The following is a 15683-nucleotide window of genomic DNA, read 5'->3' on the forward strand; positions in this document are numbered from 1 at the left end:
TAGGGAGTCATCATAAACGCTTTCGCCCCCTTCAAGACAACTACGGCGAAAACATCTCGTCAATCATACCTTGGTAGCGCTCCATCACCACGTTTCGCCGGATTTTCAAGGTCTGCGTCAGTAAGCCATTCTCCATCGTAAACGGCTCCGACAACAGCCTAAAATAACCAATTCGATCGTCTGGACGATAACCCGGACGCTCTTTGACTAATTTCGCCAATTCTTGCCGGAACAATTCCTGTACGGCTGAATCTTGCAGGTCAACACTGCCGCCGCGCCACTGTTCCAAAGCTTCCATATTCGGCACAACTAATGCCCCCAGAACTTTCTGATCTTGTCCAACCAGCATGATTTGATCCACGTACGGACTTCTTAGACACGCATCTTCGATCGGTTGCGGCTCAATGTTCTCGCCGTTGGTCAGCACGATCGTATCTTTCGCCCGTCCCGTGATGATCAAATCGCCATAGCGCGTCACCATCCCCAAATCGCCACTATCAAACCAGCCCTCTTTGTCGATCGCTTTTGCGGTCGCCTCCGGATTCTTGTAATAACCCTGCATAATCTGAGCACCCCGCAGCAAAATCAAGCCCCGCTGCCCGATCGGTAAATCTTTGCGCGTCTCTGGGTCAACAATCCGCGTTTGGGTTCCCGGTAATGCTTCGCCATCGGCTCCCCGAACATTCCGCCACGGACGACGCGCATGAGTAATCGGAGAAGTTTCGGTCAGTCCATAGCCGCCCAGAATATTGATGCCGACAATCTCGAAAAAGTCTTCTAAATGTTCCGCGATCGAGCCGCCGCCGCTGACCACGAACTTAATACAGCCGCCCGTTCCTTCTCGGACTTTTTGGTAAACCAAGCGATCGCCCAATTTGTGAAAAGGATATCGAATCGCTGCTTGCACCTTCGCTTTCAGTTTCTCAGAACTCGATGGATCAAGGTAATCCAAGTTCAAATTCTCCGCCGTTCGTTTTGCCACAATGTACTTCTGGCTTTGATCTAAGAAAAACTTCACCAACTTCTGCTTTTTCGCAGGTTGGTCACGGAATTGTTTCTGAATGCCTTCGTAAATCGATTCCCACAGTCGCGGTACACCCACCATGTAATGCGGTCGATGTTCCTTAATGTCTTTTTTCACAAAGCGAATGTTTGTATAAATCTGAGAGCAACCATTCGAGAAAATGAAGTACTCAAAGGTGCGCTCATAGCTGTGCCAAATTGGAAGAATGCTTAAAACCCGCTCTCCCGGTTGCAGTTTCGCGACCGCATAAGCACCATTCACTTCATATAGTAAATTTCCATGACTGAGCATCACGCCTTTTGGCATTCCCGATGTTCCCGATGTGTACATCAGTGTGGCTAAAGTCTGCCGATCTTGTTGAACAGGTTGAAGCGTGTGAGATCTTCCCAGCGTGATCACTTCAGAAAAGTTCATCACTTTGTAAGTATCTGAAGTTGCCGTCTCGTCGCTGAGCAAAATCACAAATTGCAGCGGCACTTCTGCCAGAATCGGACGTAATTTCTTCAGCAAGTCCGCATCTTGTAAAACGACCCCCACCGAGCCGCTATGCTCCAAAATGTACCGTAACTCCAATGGATCAGCTTGAGCACCTCGCACCACATCTACGGCTCCCGATCGCATAATTCCCTGATCCGCAATCAACCACCGAGGAGAGTTATCCGCAAACAATGCGATCCGCGGTGGCACGTCGTCTGCTCCATCGCTCCGAATCTCTAACGCCTGAATCCCCGCTGCAAACCGCTGCATCTGCTCATAAAGCTGTGCGTAGGTCAGTTTGACTTCTGGGGTACTGTGCGGGTCGTAAACCGCTAAAACATCCGCGTACTGCTTAGAAATAATCGACCACAGTTCCGGCAAAGACTGCACCTGGCGATACGGGGCTTGTTCAAACGGCACAGAGGGATAAGCACGGCTCATGAGCGAAACTCCTGTGATGAGTGAGTAATTTAACGGTATTCCCTAAGTCAAGGGTTGAACCACCGAGAGCAGACAGAATTCATTTTGTCTGATACGTGCGCCGCTTGTGCAGTTTTCCTGAGGAGGATGTTTGAAAAGTTGTCGTTCGTTGCAACGTCCCGCCCTGAAATGAATTTCGGGCTAATCGACGAAAGTCCTTTTCAAAGGACTAAGAACTTGAAAATAGCTCCGAGTCTACTTCAGTAGACTTTCCACCATTAGCCCGAAATTCATTTCAGGGCGGGCGGCAATCGAAGCGAAGAGACTTTCTATACTTTTCAAACACTCTCTAAAGCGCGCGATCGACGTTTCTCTAGGATCACGATTGAGTTTTCTTGAAGATTCAGTAAAGCCTAATTTTATTTTTATATGATTTCAATGATTACACTTGCGATCGTCTCTTCAAATCCACGATGCTAGATTTTATCGTTCACCCCGATTTAGAATGTCGCCTGTGATTTCTGGAGGGATTACGCTCATCGTCGCCGTGTTGACCTTGATCCACTTTGGCTCAACGAGTTTGAACGATCAGAGCCGCGCTTGTGAGACAACGCAGGTGTATCGATGGAGCGATGGCAAGTGTTACATGCCGCAGGGAGAGTGATACGCTTTAAGTCGAAGCGTTTGGATTAACCAATCATGCCGAAAGCCATTTGGAACGGAGTCGTTTTAGCCGAAAGTGATCGTACAGAAGTGGTCGAGGGGAACCAATACTTTCCGCCCGACTCGATTAAGTCCGAATATTTTCAAGACAGCAGCACTCACACCACTTGCGGCTGGAAAGGTATCGCCAGCTACTACAACGTTGTGGTGAATGGTCAAACCAACAAGGACGCAGCCTGGTACTATCCCACGCCCAAAGATGCGGCGAAGAACATTACAGGTTACATTGCTTTCTGGAAAGGCGTAAAAGTCGAAGCTTAGCTCACCAAATCCTTGCTAATTTCAGCACCAAGCCCGGTCATTCTGGTTTAACGACCTGATCCGGGCTTTTCTTTGTGCCGTTCGCTCCGGATCTCAGACTCTGAGCCGGAACATGAACCGCGATCGGAGTGTGTTCTGAGTGAACCAGCACTGTAGTCATGATGAGCTTTGCTGCGATAGAGCAGAAGAACGAACCAATTAGCCTGCGATTTTGAAGCGGCTGGGGTTTTCGGCAACTTTCTCGTAGCTACCTTTTCTCATGCCGTGTGCCAACGTCAGTGCAATCCGCTTACGAGCTTCCGGAACATTCACACTCGGCAGCGAACCATACAGAATTTCGATCACTTCATCGGTCGTGAAGGTGTCGCTGGGAGAACCACTCAGCACTTTCAGGACTGCTTCTGCGGGAGTCATTCCTTTGAAGTCGCGCTTCATGGTGGCATCAAATGGAACCGGAGGTTTTACATTGCGGGTCTTCTTGGGAGCCGCTTCTTCGGTCTTCTTCTTGCCGCGAGTCTTCTTCTCAGGAGCCGCTGTAGTGGTTTCCTCGACTGCTGCTTTTGCTTTGCCGCGTCCTTTGCGCTGCTGTTTGGGCTTGGCTTCGGGTTCGGGAGCCGCTTCAACTTTCGGAAGCTCGATCGCTGCTGCGGCTTTCTTACCTTTGCCATTGGTTGGAGGTTCGATTTGTCCACCGAGCAAACCATTGAGGTATTCGAGGGTTTGATCAATCTCAGTGGTAGCTGCTGAAACTGCGGCTTTGATGATCGAATCACGATCGCTCGTCAGTCGATCGCGTTCTTGTTCTAAGTTCTTGCGGACGGAGTTGTCTAAGATAGCGTAGGGCATTGTTTTACCTCACTGTAAATTGTTCTTGATTGTAGTACCTGTTGGATCAATCAGAACAATAATTTTGCAATTTTGTATGTTAATTTTGCACTTTTCTTAGCTGCTCTGCCTACTGTTGATCAACTATCAGATCATGTAATGCTTACGATCACAGTGTTTCAGCCATTTTGATAGTCCATTCCAGGATAGATAAAAACTTGCCTGTAAGTCCGACGGCGCGGGTTTCAGCCGATGGAGTACTGTGATTTTACTGTCGAAATTTCACGAGTGCTCCATCATTTGTTGTGATTTGATCACTTGGCTTCCCAGTCAAAGTTGATCAGCTTCAGATGATCCGGGTTGGCTAACAGTTCTTTTGCGAGTAGATAACCTGCGATCGTCCAAGTTTGATATCTCCGTGCTTCTTTGCCGATCAATCGACCATCGGGACCGTCATAGTATTCGGGGAAGTGATCTTCGAGTAATCGACGTTCTGCAATGGCGATCGCATGATGCGCGAGTTCTCCGCGATTCATCTTTTTCGCCGCTGCGGTGAGCATCCAAAGTAAAACGGGCCAACTCCCGCCATTGTGATACGACCAAGGACGATTCTTTGGATCGGCTCCGGTGACAATGCGCCATTCGACATCTTCAAGGGCAGGATAACAGAGCTTCATCGGCATCTGTCCGACTAAATCAGTCCAGCGCAGTTCGATCAGGTTCAGAATCTTGTGAGATTGTCTTTCAGTGGCGAGTGCAGACACGATCGACATCAGATTTCCAATCGAAAAGAAGCGCACATCCAACTGTGAGGGTCCTAAGTTCCCTGCCATGTATCCGCCTGCTTCTGGCAACCAATTTGCCAGCTTGTAGAACGGGATTGAATCAGAATAGATGTTGAACTGGTTGAGCGCCTCTTCGCCGTATTCTTCGACTCGATAGCGGTAAATCACATTCAACCGCTCTGGATCGAGCCAATAATGCTCTCTCAGTTGCCGTCTGAGCGGAATTAAACGGCTGTGAATCCCCTGAATCATTTTCTGGTTTTCATCGCTCTCGACGAGCAATTCTAGGCTGGCTCTGAGGGCAGCATAGAACAGAGCTTGAATGTCGAGCGGATGACCATAGGTTCCCATACGTCGATCGATCATGCTGGCACCATCGGGAACCAACACCATCGGATACATGTCAAACCGTGTCACCAAGCAGAGTTCTAAGATAAAGCGAATGCCTTCTTGCACCTCTAATTGAGAAGCAAAACTAATGTCTCCGGTGGCAATCACATAAGCTCTGAGCAAAATGATCCACCACAATCCGGAATCAGCGGGGGCAACTCTCCCGATCGCATGATCACCAAAGTCGGCTTTGAGATACTCTCCGCCTTCGTAAGCAATAATTTTGAAACTAGCAGGCATCAAGCCGCGACTGGGTTTAGAAGAGTCGAACTGAGTCGTTTTCGGCTGGAGTCTTAACGTTTCTTCGAGAAAGTTGCGAACCATCTCAAATCTGCCCCGCATTAAAAACAGCAGCGCGGATGAAATAAAGTCTCGGACAAAACATTGGTCGTAGTTCAGGGCGGCGATTTCAGTGTCACAGGCAGCGATCGTGCCAATCTCTCGACCCTGATAATACACAACCGATTTTTCTAACAATTCCCAGGCTCTCTCTTCGATGCTCAAGGTCTAAATCCTCGAAATCAACAAAGGTCTATCCTAGAGCATATCTTTTGGAGTGCGATGCGACTTTACGATCGATTCATCTGAGTCAATTGGCGTTATTGGTTCAATGTTCTGAGTTTCTCCTGTTCATATTGCTCAAGCAGCAGTGCAAACAGTTCTTGGTTCTGGTAAAGGCTCTCCAGTTTGCTCGTAGGCGGCAACCAGCGATTCAAGTGCCTCAATTCCATTGGTAAAGGCTTCTTGATAGGTTTCTCCATGTGTTTGCCAGTGCTGACCTGGAAAATCAGGAAATCCGACTAGAAAACATTCATCTTCGTCTGACCACTGAATCAGCATCTGATATCTAAGAGGACGTTTGAAAAGTATTTAAGAACACTTCGCTACGGTTCGATCCCGCCCGGAGCTAAACCTCTGGGCTAATGGGCGCAACCCTGCTAAAGCAGGCTAAATTGCAATTTCTGCGGCGCTTAGTCCCGTTGAGGGGGCTTTCCTCTGTTAGCCCGGAGGTTCAGCTTCGGGCGGGTGAATGCAATCAACGGCTACTTTTAAAACACCCTCTAAGGTTCATTGTTCTAGCGCTTCTCGACTCGGCAACGACCCTCGATCGAACATTTCTCGCGTTCTGCCACGATCGAGGCTAAATCCGGTCTTCCCGTCAATGCCAAGCGCCAATCTGCCCAAATCTCGTACAACTTGTCAGCAAGCCAGCCAAACACCGGAATTTTGGTAATTGCATAGACCCAGCCCATGCCGAGCACTTCGTAAACGCGCCGAAACACCTCGACATTCTTAATTGTGCTGCCATCGGGTAGTACGGCGTGAATCCGACCCATAGCGGTTTCGTAATCAATCCCACCGTTCTCTTCAGGGGAATAGTTCGCGTCGGCAATGTCTACAAATGCGACTAAACCCCGATCGTTGTCTCGCCGTTTCAAAAAGTTGACTTCTCGCATACAGAGCGGACATTCACGATCATAGAGCAGCTTGATTTTCCAAGTGGGATTTGTCATCGGATCTGAACCTTTTTCTTTAATTTTACAGTTCTTAATGCCTCTGGTGGATTGTATACGAAGAACTTTGGCTCTAAGCTATCCCTGATTGAATTGTGGGGCGGTTATGACTCATTCTCGGATTCCTAAGTTGGCGGTGTTCGCGTTGATTGCGATCGCGCTTCTTTGGGGCTACAGTTGGACGCAGATGAAGATTGGTGTACAGTACTCTTCGCCGTTTGTGTTTGCCGCCTTGCGGAATCTGGGGAGCGGGTTGATTTTGCTGAGTGCGATTCTCGTTCGAGGACAGTCCCCGAAACCGCAGCAAGTTCCGCATACTTTCTTGTTGGGACTGTTGCAAACTGCTGGATTTAGTGGATTTGCAGCTTGGGCGTTGGTGAGTGGAGGAGCCGGAAAAACAGCGATTCTGGTGTATACGATGCCGTTTTGGACGCTGTTGTTGGCGTGGTACTTTCTGGGGGAGCGGATTAAGGGCTTGCAGTGGATCGCGATCGGGATTGCGTTTTCCGGATTGTTGCTGATTCTTGATCCATTTCGATTGCAGGGCACTTTGTTCAGCGGAATTTTGGCAGTGTTAGCGGGGTTGAGTTGGGCAGGTGGAGCCATTACTGCGAAAAAAATGGATATGGCAAACGTGAATTTGCTGTCGTTGACTGCTTGGCAAGTGTTGTTCGGGGCAGTACCGCTGATCGCGATCGCGCTGTTTGTTCCGGCTCCTCCGATTCAGTGGAACTCTGCCTTTATCAGTGCACTGGCTTACAATGTGCTGCCGGGAAATGCGATTCCGATGTTTTTATGGATGTATGTGCTGAGTCAGCTTCCAGCAGGCTTATCAGGTTTGGGGATGTTGATGACTCCGGTGATGGGGGTGACGTTTGCAGCGTTGCAGCTTGGAGAATATCCGCAACCGCATGAATTGGTCGGGATGGGCTGTGTGTTGGGGGCATTGGTACTGACAACGATCGCGAATCGAAAATAGTTCATCGCCAGTTCGATCGATTCCAGTCATACATTCCTTGAATCTCATATTCCTGACCGTTCTCAAACCGAATGGTACAGCGTGTCTCTTGTGAGTTATCTGCTTCGATCAAGCGAATCACAGTGCAGGAGTACCATTCTTCGTCGCCATCTTGCACCCATTCCCAAAGCGTATTTGAGACTTCAATGCGATCGCCAATGTTCAATCTCGTTTCTCGATCGCGATATGCCGCTAAATCTTCAGGCAGAATCGAATTGAGCCACGATAAACCAAACTGGTCTCTAATGAATTGCATTGCTCCAGAATCGCGATTTTGCAGCCAATCATTTAACAGTGAGGTCTTCCAGTCCGGTTCAGACTGAGCAAACATCAATAAAGCCTGCCGTTGTTCCTCGGTTAATTGTGCGAGTGGATTGGTGCGGGTTTCTTGATGCAAAGTCGATCGCAGAATGTCTTTTTGCTCTGGATCAAGCGGATGTCCCAGACGTTCACATTGCTCGAAGGCTTTTTGCAGTAGCCGATCAAGTTCGGAGTCGCTCATGGTTCGATCTGTAAGGCGAGTTGATACAGGTGACGACGCGGTAAAGCGGTTTGTTGAGAAAGCTGGCGGCTGGCTTGCGATCGAGAAACTCCCTGCTGCATGAGCGCGAGTAATTCAGCTTTGAGAACCTCCTCAGTTAAAACAATCTCTGTCGGTTCTGCACCAGACACAATCAGCGTAAATTCACCTTTTGGCTCATGAGTTGTGTAATGGGCGATCGCAGCTTCGACGGTTCCGCGCCAAAATTCTTCGTGCAGTTTAGTGAGTTCTCGCGCTAAAACAATTTGTCGATCGCTGCCTAAAACAGTGGCAATGTCTTGGAGTGTTTTCTGCACTCGATGCGGAGCTTCGTAGAAAATCAGAGTGCGATCGTCGGTAATTAATGTTTCCAAGTGTTCGCGCCGTTCGGTTTCTTTTGCAGGTAGAAAGCCTTCAAAGACAAATCGATCACTCTTGAGTCCCGAAGCACTTAAAGCAGTCATCGCGGCGGTTGCTCCCGGAATTGGAACAACTGGAATTCCATTTTCTGCACAAGCTTTTACCAGTTCGTACCCAGGATCAGAAATTCCGGGCATTCCTGCATCGGTCACAAGTGCGATCGAGGTGCCTTGCTGTAAGCGAGCGATCAGTTCTGCGGTTCTTGTATGTCGATTGTGATCGTGATAGCTAATCTGTGGCGTTTTAATTTGGAAGTGCTGTAAGAGTTTTCCAGTGTGGCGCGTGTCTTCGGCGGCAATCAAATCTACAGTTTGCAGAGTCCGGACTGCCCGAAATGTCATGTCTTCTAAATTGCCGAGGGGTGTGCCCACAATATATAGAGTTGCTGTCATGTCAAAATTATGTCAAAACGTGGCTTATTTGTGGGATTGGTGACGCTAGATTTAATCTATCTTGCGGATGCACCTCCGATCGCGAATCAAAAAATCGTGGCAAAAGAGACGACGATCGCGGCTGGAGGTCCTGCGACAAATGCCGCGATCGCATTTCAACATTTAGGCACTTCTGCAACATTAGCGGGCGCGATCGGCTCACATCCTATTTGTCATTTAATTAAAAGTGACTTGGAAACTTGTGGTGTTCAGATCATTGATCTTGATCCAACTAAAACAGAATCGCCGCCTGTTTCCTCGATCGTCGTGACTCAATCAACAGGCGATCGAGCAGTCGTGTCAATTAATGCCGTGAAATCTCAAGTGATGATTGATTGTGAAAATCTTCTCGATGACATTGATATTGTCTTGATCGATGGACATCAGATGCAGCTTGGAGCCGCGATCGCAAAACAAGCCCGTGAGAAAAACATTCCGGTTGTGATTGACGGTGGAAGCTGGAAACCTGGATTTGAAACCGTCTTACCTTATGTAGACTATGCGATTTGCTCTGCCAACTTCAAACCACCCACCGACCAAACCGTCTTTGATTATCTACAAAGCTTTGGAATTCCAAACATTGCGATCACACAGGGAAAGAATGCGATCGAACTCCAAACCCTTGAAATTGATGTTCCCAAAGTTCCAGTGATTGACACACTCGGTGCAGGCGACATCTTTCATGGTGCATTTTGCCACTATATATTAGAGCACTCTTTTACAGACACACTTTCAAAGGCTGCCAATGTTGCTTCACATTCCTGTCAGTTCTTCGGCACCCGCGAATGGATGAAACGACACCTATAATAATGAGGCTGTTTGGATGATTACGATGAACTTTGAAGGTATTTGTGCGATCGCACGTCGAGTCGGTTGGGGAGCCGCAAACATTCTGGTCGAACAATCCCGCAACTTTGAAGTCGAGAAATCTGGTGATAGTCCGGTCACTTCAGCGGACATTGCGGCAAACTCGTACATTCTCGAAAAGCTGCAATCGGTGTTCGATCCACAAACCTTTGGTTATCTCAGCGAAGAAACTTATCAATCTGAACCTGCTGAAGTTCGTCTCAGTCGTTCTTGGGTGTGGATCATTGATCCGCTCGATGGCACTAAAGATTTCATCAACCGCACCGGAGAATACGCGCTGCATATTGCTCTCGCTTATCAAGGTCGTCCCGTCGTTGCGATCGTGGCTTGTCCCGCAGTCGGTAAACTCTATTCTGCAACCTTAAACGGCGGAACTTGGGTCGAAACTCAAAACGGCGATCGACATCCAGTAAAAGCTTCAGACAAATCCAACTTTGAAGATCTCACCGTCGTTGCGAGTCGCAGTCATCGCGATGTGAGATTTAATCAACTGATGGAACAATTCCCTGTGAAACAACAGCGTCAAATCGGCAGTGTCGGCTGTAAGATTGCTGCGATCGTCGAACAACAAGCCGATCTCTATCTTTCTTTATCGGGAAAATCTGCTGCGAAAGATTGGGATTTTGCCGCTCCTGAACTGATTTTGACCGAAGCAGGCGGACAGTTCACTTATTTCGATCAATCTCCAGTGCAATACAATCGCCAGGATGTTAGCCAGTGGGGAGGAATTCTTGCCAGCAATGGAAAAATTCACCGTCAACTGTGCGAAACGGCAACAGATTTAGTTGCAAAAATTGATCAATAATTTCCCGATCTGAGGTTCAATGGCAGGGAAGTAGAAAAGCGCGATCGCATTTTTCTCCCTAACCCCCTAACGTATCCTCATGAAAATCAATCGTACCGGGCGCATTCTCGCCCAGAGCTTAGCGCTGTTCGTTCTAAGCTTTGGGATTCTCACGGCTCCGAATTGGTTACAGTCTTCGTTCGCGCAGAGTGTGGTAAACAGCGCTACCCAGCCTGCTGAACTGATCGCAAATCAACGCTTCGCTCAGATCAATGTTCAAGTCGAGCCATCTGCAAATTCGACGATCGCAGGATTTGCGTATTCCGGCGATCGTATCCGCGTCCTCAGCCAAACCCAAACCAGAGACGGCAGCACCTGGTACAAAATGGAATCGAATCGCTCCGGTATCATTGGTTGGGTACAAAGCAACCAAGTTCGACTCCTAGCCGCCTCTGCGCCGAAAGTAATCACGATCCGCAGCACCCCCGCCCCCGATCCACTTCTCCTGCCCGCCTCTAATTGTGCTCCAGTCTATCCCGTCCCGATTCCGGTCATTAATCAGGGATTCGGGCGAGTCAGCGATCCATTTAATCCGGGACAAACTCATTTCCATACCGGAGTCGATTTCGATGGCAAAGTTGGCGACCCGATCAATAGTCCGATCTGTGGCGTGGTTTCGTATGTCGGACGTGAACAAGATACGAACAGTTACGAATGGGGTTACGGTTGGCACGTCAAAGTTCGAGACAGCCAAGGACAGATTCACCTGTTTGCTCACATCAGTAAAGCCTATGTTAAACCCGGTCAAACGATCACACCCGGTCAATTGATTGCCGCGATCGGGAATAACGGCAATTCCACCGGACCGCATCTGCACTATGAAATTCGCCAAGGTGTAGATACTTATCAAAGCGCGATCGATCCGATGCAATTACTCGATCGGGCTGGACAAGGTGGAGTCCGACAAGCAGGCGTGGAATCTCCTTCGACTACTCCCTTACGCTTCTAAGGCGTGTTTAGAGGTGGCTCACTTCGTTACACTCCCACCCTGAAATGAATTTCGGGCTAATGGTGGAAAGTCCACTGAAGTAGACTCCGAACCCATTTTCAGGCTCTTAGTCCATTGAAATGGACTTGCGTCGATTAGCCCGAAATTTATTTCAGGGCGAGACAGAATCGGAGCGCAGGAGCTTTAAAGCACATCAGAAAGGTTCAGAAGTAAACACCCCTGAACCTTTCGGGCGTTCTATCTCAACCAAGAGCTAGACACCCAGCCGCCACTGGATAGCTGAGTATAACCCCCGCTGCGCTGTCCCGATAAGCGCACAACCGTCCCATTGGAAAGACTGCCGATCACACCGCCGCCAGGATTCGATCGAATCAGCAAATTACTGCCATTCGTGGAAACGGTCGCCGAGGTAAAGTTACCGCCGCCCCCAGTGCCGCCACCGGAAACAGTTGTGGCAAATGCAGAAGAGAACCAACCACCATCAGGCAATTGATACCAGCCTCCCGATTCGCGGACTACCCGGACTGTTTCACCCGCAAAGAGCGGTCTACCATTCAAGCTAAATCCGGTTCCAGGACCATTTCTCACGTTAACAGTCGTGGTTGCTCTCACAGTTCGATTGGTCGGTGTTCCCCCGCCGCCAGCTCCGCCTCCAGAAACCACTTGTGCGAACTGTGAAGAGAACCAACCGCCATCGGGCAATTGATACCAGCCATTTGATTGCCGAATCACTCGCACCGTTTCACCCGGATTCAGCGGTCTACCATTCAAGCTAAATCCGGTTCCAGGACCATTTCTCACGTTAACGGTTGTGGTTGCTCTCACAGTTTGATTAATCGGAGTTCCCCCGCCCCCGACTCCACCGCCGCCAGTCCCAGGTCCTGTGGTGACGAAAGCGGACGAGAACCAACCGCCATCGGGCAATTGATACCAACTTCCCGATTGATTCACGACTCGCACGATTTCACCGGGGAAGAGCGGTCTGCCGTTCAAGCCGAACTGGGTTCCAGGACCGTTGCGGACATTGAGCGCAGAAACGCTGGAATTCACTTGAACCGTAAAGGCTTGAGCATCGGGTGCTTGAATGATCAAGATCGAGGCTCCGAGCATCAATCCGGCGACACTAATCCAAGCTGAGCTACGAAGATTTATGCAGAATTTTTTCAGCGATCGAGCGAACCGAGTCAGTGCGGAATGCAGATGGACACTGACGGTTGCAGCGTAAGCAGATCTTTCCATAGTTTCCTGATGATTGGATATTAAACCAGTCTCCTGATGCTGAGGCAAAACTCAACACCAAACTTGCTGGAGAACAATCTCACTTAGTTCCTACCAAACAATTCCAGATCTAAGTTGATCGAATTCTAGCGACCTGTTTTGGGGTCAGGATAGGGACTGTGATGTCTCTTCGCAAATTTCAATATCTGTATGTCATCAGAGAAATATGTTTGCAAACTTGTATCGAAATGCGATCGCTACGGGTGAGTAAGGTACGCCTATTATCAATCAACCCGAGTGGCAATCACTGCATAAAACGGATCGCCTCCAGACATCCCAAATAACTGTAGGACGGGCGGCGTTTGAGATTGTTTCACAATCACTTCAGGCTGTGAAAATCCAGGAACCGCTTTGAAGTAGTTTTTCACCAGTTCAACGCGATCGCGTTCTGCTCCATCTCGCCAAGCTGCGATCGCTTTTTGATAAAACATCCGATTCGAGAAGCTAACAACCGCAATTCCACCCGGTTTCAAAATCCGATGAATTTCGTTAAAGATTGCTTCAGGATATTGAACATACTGTACTGAAACAGTATTCAACACCGCATCAAATGACTGATCGGGCAGTGGCAACTTCGGGTCTAAGTTCAAATTCTGCACAAAGTAGTGATTCAGTCTTGAATTTCGCGCAAGCTCTTCTCCATTCAATCCATGTCCTTCCACATGCTCGAACTGAACATCATCGGGCAAATGTGACACCCAACTGCTCATCATGTCAAAGATGCGCGAATTCGGCTTTAAGCGATCGCGATACAGATCAGTCAACTGCTGAATAAATCCTTCATCTACATGCGTGACAAAGCGCGGCTGCTCATAAAACAAAGCATCATTCGAGGGGTCTAACTTTTCTCGCTGATTCGGATTAAGCAACATACGATCGCAGGACAACAATAAAGTTATGTTAACAAATTCTCGAATCGCTTTCTCCGTCTCAAGCAGGAGCACAAAGTATCATAAGGAAAAGCATTGAGACAGCCAATGGTTCAAGCAATTTCTAAGCAAATCGTTAGCCTCAACCAAGTTCACGAAAAATTTGGACTCAGACGGGCAGACAACGATCGCTTTTTCACCGAATGGCGGGAAGACATCGTGCCTTTGAGCGCTGGAGACACAGCACGCCTTGACCAAATCAAACAGCGATACGACTATCAACAAGCAGATAGCCCAATGCTCGAAGAAACCGTCAAATTGCTGATTGTGTCTCCGTTGCTTGATTTAGCAGGATTCTACGAGCCTCCGTTTCGGTTTAGAGCAGAACTGCCAGTCAGTTTTAAGTTTGAAGATGAAGAAGAGATTCAGGGACGGCTTGATGCACTGGTGATTCAGCAGCGATTCTGGGTTTTAGTGGTTGAGGCAAAACAAACGAAGGCTTCGATCGAGGTTGGAATTCCTCAGCTACTCACTTACATGATGGCGAATCCGAACCCGCAGCAAGCCGTGTTTGGATTGGTCACAAATGGAAGTAGCTTTGCATTTGCGAAAGTGCTTGAGCAAGCTTATGATTTCTCAGATGTTTACTCGCTAATTTCCCGGCGCAATCAGCTTTACGATGTGCTGAGCATTCTGAAAAAGATTGGAACGCTGATCAAATAAGTGCGATCGCTAAACCGCTTGTCCGTTGCGAATCTGTGTTGCCCAAAGTTGGTTCTGATCAAGGGTCAGCACAATTTTTTTATAAAACTCGTTCTCAAGCTCTAAAACTAAGTAGCGCCCTGAGCGAGTCGCATACCAGAATTCCTTTCCTCGATCGGTATAGTAAGTTCCCGCCTTGATCACTCCCGGTAAATAAGTTCCCGGCAATCTTGCATCTGTCCAACTGCTCGGAGGTTCTTCAGTTGAAACTTGCTTGATGTGAGTTAGCGGAATGTGCAGATCAGCATTGTAGTAAAACGCCCAAAATCGTTCCCACCCATCCAAGTCAATCTTTAGCTGATCATCAGAAATAGAGAGTTGCATAGTTTGTCCTAGGTCTGATTCATTAATCTCGATCGCGTCCTTCTACCATAGCAATTCGCGTAGTTTTTCCAGTAAGCACGATCGACAACCGCAAGAACGCCCACGTAGAAATACGATCGACGCAGAAAAATCCGTCAAAACCGATAGTGAAACCTGCAAACATCGCCGTGCATTCCAAAAATCGGTGGCTATTCTGATCAGTGTAGCCACCCGGAAAATCTGTATGAAAAACCGTCACTGGATGATTGCTGGAACTGCGCTGCTCCTGATGAGTTGCCAACCGAATCGCACCCCTCAAGCTAACGTTCCGTCTCCTCAAGCGTTTGCGAAACCTGTTGTACCTCAGAAACTTGAGACGGTTACGCCGATTAAAGTTCCTGGCATGATTCCCACGACCGATAATAAAACTCCGTTCATGCCTGTGGCGGTCGATAGCACTCGTGATCCTTTTGCGGCTCCAACGCTTTCAACTGAACTTCAAACAACCGTCATTCCTCAAAAAACAATCGCAGCGAAATCCTCGATCGATGCTCAGCCCATCGTTCCCCTTCCTCAGCCCGTTCTTCCAATGCCGCAGACGGTTTCTGTTCGCCCATTGCCCGCGATCCCGATTGCGCCGCCTCCCATGCCCCCTGTGTCCCAAGCGAATTTAGCAGACGCGATCGCGCTGACCGGAGTCATCCAAACCGGAAACCAAGTGAGCGCCATCATCGAAGATACAGATGGCACTTCTCGATCGGTGCAAGTCGGTGAAAAGCTGGCAAATGGGGCAGTCACCGTCAAGCGAATCAATTTGAACTCAGGCGGCGATCCGTCGATCGTACTCGTTCAAAACGGTATGGAACTGATTAAAACGGTCGGTCGATCCGAAGGCTCGATCGCTCAAGCGTACTAATCGGAAATCCCCCCCGTCTTAGACCAGCGATCCGATCCTCGTCTCTTGCTTGAAATTGCTACATTAAGAAGTCTAGGGTTGCGTCCT

The 15683-nt window shown here is 48.6% G+C and carries 20 protein-coding genes; 8 read left to right on the forward strand and 12 right to left on the reverse strand.

From position 1 onward, the window contains the following. Positions 1 to 40: 40 nt before the first annotated feature. Entirely contained in the window at positions 41 to 1942 is a 1902-nt protein-coding gene (locus NIES2104_RS25950) for a long-chain fatty acid--CoA ligase (protein ID WP_059001253.1), read from the reverse strand. A 484-nt stretch (positions 1943 to 2426) separates the two neighbouring features. Between NIES2104_RS25950 and NIES2104_RS31995 the strand changes: the two genes are divergently transcribed. Continuing rightward, a complete protein-coding gene (locus NIES2104_RS31995; protein ID WP_156427056.1) occupies positions 2427 to 2585 on the forward strand; it encodes a hypothetical protein in 159 nt (52 codons plus the stop codon). Between the two features lie 35 nt (positions 2586 to 2620). Then, on the forward strand, positions 2621 to 2905 hold the full coding sequence (locus NIES2104_RS25955; protein WP_059001254.1) for a DUF427 domain-containing protein: 285 nt from the start codon (positions 2621 to 2623) through the stop codon (positions 2903 to 2905). Positions 2906 to 2942: 37 nt separating this feature from the next. Here NIES2104_RS25955 and NIES2104_RS33605 read toward each other — a convergent pair whose 3' ends face one another. From NIES2104_RS33605 to NIES2104_RS25975, 5 genes are all read right to left on the reverse strand, one after another. Continuing rightward, complete coding sequence (locus NIES2104_RS33605) at positions 2943 to 3065, reverse strand: hypothetical protein (RefSeq protein ID WP_263971041.1); 123 nt, start codon at positions 3063 to 3065, stop codon at positions 2943 to 2945. A 38-nt stretch (positions 3066 to 3103) separates the two neighbouring features. Further along, positions 3104 to 3751, reverse strand: coding sequence for a hypothetical protein (locus NIES2104_RS25960; RefSeq protein WP_059001255.1), 648 nt, complete (start codon positions 3749 to 3751; stop codon positions 3104 to 3106). Between the two features lie 293 nt (positions 3752 to 4044). After that, complete coding sequence (locus NIES2104_RS25965; protein WP_059001256.1) at positions 4045 to 5409, reverse strand: glycoside hydrolase 100 family protein; 1365 nt, start codon at positions 5407 to 5409, stop codon at positions 4045 to 4047. Between the two features lie 135 nt (positions 5410 to 5544). Then, on the reverse strand, positions 5545 to 5745 hold the full coding sequence (locus tag NIES2104_RS25970) for a type II toxin-antitoxin system HicB family antitoxin (RefSeq protein ID WP_059001257.1): 201 nt from the start codon (positions 5743 to 5745) through the stop codon (positions 5545 to 5547). A gap of 236 nt (positions 5746 to 5981) precedes the next feature. After that, positions 5982 to 6419, reverse strand: a complete 438-nt coding sequence (locus NIES2104_RS25975; protein WP_059001258.1) for a thiol-disulfide oxidoreductase DCC family protein — start codon at positions 6417 to 6419, stop codon at positions 5982 to 5984. Positions 6420 to 6525: 106 nt separating this feature from the next. On the opposite strand from NIES2104_RS25975, the gene NIES2104_RS25980 reads away from it, so the two are divergent. Then, complete coding sequence (locus tag NIES2104_RS25980) at positions 6526 to 7398, forward strand: DMT family transporter (protein WP_059001259.1); 873 nt, start codon at positions 6526 to 6528, stop codon at positions 7396 to 7398. Between the two features lies 1 nt (position 7399). On the opposite strand, the gene NIES2104_RS25985 is transcribed toward NIES2104_RS25980, so the two are convergent. Both NIES2104_RS25985 and rsmI read right to left on the reverse strand, forming a co-directional pair. Then, on the reverse strand, positions 7400 to 7939 hold the full coding sequence (locus tag NIES2104_RS25985; protein ID WP_059001260.1) for a hypothetical protein: 540 nt from the start codon (positions 7937 to 7939) through the stop codon (positions 7400 to 7402). Continuing rightward, positions 7936 to 8769 (reverse strand): 16S rRNA (cytidine(1402)-2'-O)-methyltransferase, encoded by an 834-nt coding sequence (gene rsmI, locus NIES2104_RS25990; RefSeq protein ID WP_059001261.1) that lies wholly within the window; start codon positions 8767 to 8769, stop codon positions 7936 to 7938. The genes NIES2104_RS25985 and rsmI overlap by 4 nt, the downstream gene beginning before the upstream one ends. Before the next feature lie 9 nt (positions 8770 to 8778). Here rsmI and NIES2104_RS25995 point away from each other — a divergent pair, with 9 nt between their 5' ends. The 3 genes from NIES2104_RS25995 (at position 8779) to NIES2104_RS26005 (ending at position 11468) form a co-directional block, all read left to right on the forward strand. Then, positions 8779 to 9615 (forward strand): sugar kinase, encoded by an 837-nt coding sequence (locus NIES2104_RS25995; RefSeq protein ID WP_059001262.1) that lies wholly within the window; start codon positions 8779 to 8781, stop codon positions 9613 to 9615. A 25-nt stretch (positions 9616 to 9640) separates the two neighbouring features. Then, the gene (locus NIES2104_RS26000) at positions 9641 to 10480 is read left to right on the forward strand and encodes a 3'(2'),5'-bisphosphate nucleotidase CysQ (RefSeq protein WP_263971042.1); all 840 of its coding nucleotides are present in this window, start codon (positions 9641 to 9643) and stop codon (positions 10478 to 10480) included. Between the two features lie 79 nt (positions 10481 to 10559). Continuing rightward, positions 10560 to 11468, forward strand: coding sequence for a M23 family metallopeptidase (locus NIES2104_RS26005; RefSeq protein WP_059001264.1), 909 nt, complete (start codon positions 10560 to 10562; stop codon positions 11466 to 11468). Between the two features lie 237 nt (positions 11469 to 11705). Here NIES2104_RS26005 and NIES2104_RS26010 read toward each other — a convergent pair whose 3' ends face one another. Further along, complete coding sequence (locus NIES2104_RS26010) at positions 11706 to 12707, reverse strand: SH3 domain-containing protein (protein WP_059001265.1); 1002 nt, start codon at positions 12705 to 12707, stop codon at positions 11706 to 11708. 263 nt (positions 12708 to 12970) lie between these two features. Further along, complete coding sequence (locus tag NIES2104_RS26015) at positions 12971 to 13618, reverse strand: class I SAM-dependent methyltransferase (RefSeq protein WP_059001266.1); 648 nt, start codon at positions 13616 to 13618, stop codon at positions 12971 to 12973. Positions 13619 to 13723: 105 nt separating this feature from the next. Between NIES2104_RS26015 and NIES2104_RS26020 the strand changes: the two genes are divergently transcribed. Beyond that, positions 13724 to 14338, forward strand: a complete 615-nt coding sequence (locus tag NIES2104_RS26020; protein WP_059001267.1) for a type I restriction enzyme HsdR N-terminal domain-containing protein — start codon at positions 13724 to 13726, stop codon at positions 14336 to 14338. 9 nt (positions 14339 to 14347) lie between these two features. Here NIES2104_RS26020 and NIES2104_RS26025 read toward each other — a convergent pair whose 3' ends face one another. Then, entirely contained in the window at positions 14348 to 14701 is a 354-nt protein-coding gene (locus tag NIES2104_RS26025; RefSeq protein ID WP_059001268.1) for a hypothetical protein, read from the reverse strand. A 22-nt stretch (positions 14702 to 14723) separates the two neighbouring features. Then, the gene (locus tag NIES2104_RS26030) at positions 14724 to 14864 is read right to left on the reverse strand and encodes a hypothetical protein (protein ID WP_156427057.1); all 141 of its coding nucleotides are present in this window, start codon (positions 14862 to 14864) and stop codon (positions 14724 to 14726) included. Between the two features lie 60 nt (positions 14865 to 14924). Here NIES2104_RS26030 and NIES2104_RS26035 point away from each other — a divergent pair, with 60 nt between their 5' ends. Further along, entirely contained in the window at positions 14925 to 15596 is a 672-nt protein-coding gene (locus tag NIES2104_RS26035; RefSeq protein ID WP_059001270.1) for a hypothetical protein, read from the forward strand. The last annotated feature ends 87 nt before the right edge of the window (positions 15597 to 15683 follow it).

This window comes from Leptolyngbya sp. NIES-2104 (genome assembly GCF_001485215.1).
Lineage (GTDB): Bacteria > Cyanobacteriota > Cyanobacteriia > Leptolyngbyales > Leptolyngbyaceae > Leptolyngbya.

Bases quoted from the DNA above. Each gene is read 5' to 3' on its own strand.
- NIES2104_RS25950 (WP_059001253.1), bottom strand. From the start codon at position 1,942: ATGAGCCGTGCTTATCCCTCTGTGCCGTTTGAACAAGCCCCGTATCGC.
- NIES2104_RS31995 (WP_156427056.1), top strand. From the start codon at position 2,427: ATGTCGCCTGTGATTTCTGGAGGGATTACGCTCATCGTCGCCGTGTTG.
- NIES2104_RS25955 (WP_059001254.1), top strand. From the start codon at position 2,621: ATGCCGAAAGCCATTTGGAACGGAGTCGTTTTAGCCGAAAGTGATCGT.
- NIES2104_RS33605 (WP_263971041.1), bottom strand. From the start codon at position 3,065: ATGACTACAGTGCTGGTTCACTCAGAACACACTCCGATCGCGGTTCAT.
- NIES2104_RS25960 (WP_059001255.1), bottom strand. From the start codon at position 3,751: ATGCCCTACGCTATCTTAGACAACTCCGTCCGCAAGAACTTAGAACAA.
- NIES2104_RS25970 (WP_059001257.1), bottom strand. From the start codon at position 5,745: ATGCTGATTCAGTGGTCAGACGAAGATGAATGTTTTCTAGTCGGATTT.
- NIES2104_RS25975 (WP_059001258.1), bottom strand. From the start codon at position 6,419: ATGACAAATCCCACTTGGAAAATCAAGCTGCTCTATGATCGTGAATGT.
- NIES2104_RS25980 (WP_059001259.1), top strand. From the start codon at position 6,526: ATGACTCATTCTCGGATTCCTAAGTTGGCGGTGTTCGCGTTGATTGCG.
- NIES2104_RS25985 (WP_059001260.1), bottom strand. From the start codon at position 7,939: ATGAGCGACTCCGAACTTGATCGGCTACTGCAAAAAGCCTTCGAGCAA.
- rsmI (WP_059001261.1), bottom strand. From the start codon at position 8,769: ATGACAGCAACTCTATATATTGTGGGCACACCCCTCGGCAATTTAGAA.
- NIES2104_RS25995 (WP_059001262.1), top strand. From the start codon at position 8,779: ATGTCAAAACGTGGCTTATTTGTGGGATTGGTGACGCTAGATTTAATC.
- NIES2104_RS26000 (WP_263971042.1), top strand. From the start codon at position 9,641: ATGAACTTTGAAGGTATTTGTGCGATCGCACGTCGAGTCGGTTGGGGA.
- NIES2104_RS26005 (WP_059001264.1), top strand. From the start codon at position 10,560: ATGAAAATCAATCGTACCGGGCGCATTCTCGCCCAGAGCTTAGCGCTG.
- NIES2104_RS26010 (WP_059001265.1), bottom strand. From the start codon at position 12,707: ATGGAAAGATCTGCTTACGCTGCAACCGTCAGTGTCCATCTGCATTCC.
- NIES2104_RS26015 (WP_059001266.1), bottom strand. From the start codon at position 13,618: ATGTTGCTTAATCCGAATCAGCGAGAAAAGTTAGACCCCTCGAATGAT.
- NIES2104_RS26020 (WP_059001267.1), top strand. From the start codon at position 13,724: ATGGTTCAAGCAATTTCTAAGCAAATCGTTAGCCTCAACCAAGTTCAC.
- NIES2104_RS26025 (WP_059001268.1), bottom strand. From the start codon at position 14,701: ATGCAACTCTCTATTTCTGATGATCAGCTAAAGATTGACTTGGATGGG.
- NIES2104_RS26030 (WP_156427057.1), bottom strand. From the start codon at position 14,864: ATGTTTGCAGGTTTCACTATCGGTTTTGACGGATTTTTCTGCGTCGAT.
- NIES2104_RS26035 (WP_059001270.1), top strand. From the start codon at position 14,925: ATGAAAAACCGTCACTGGATGATTGCTGGAACTGCGCTGCTCCTGATG.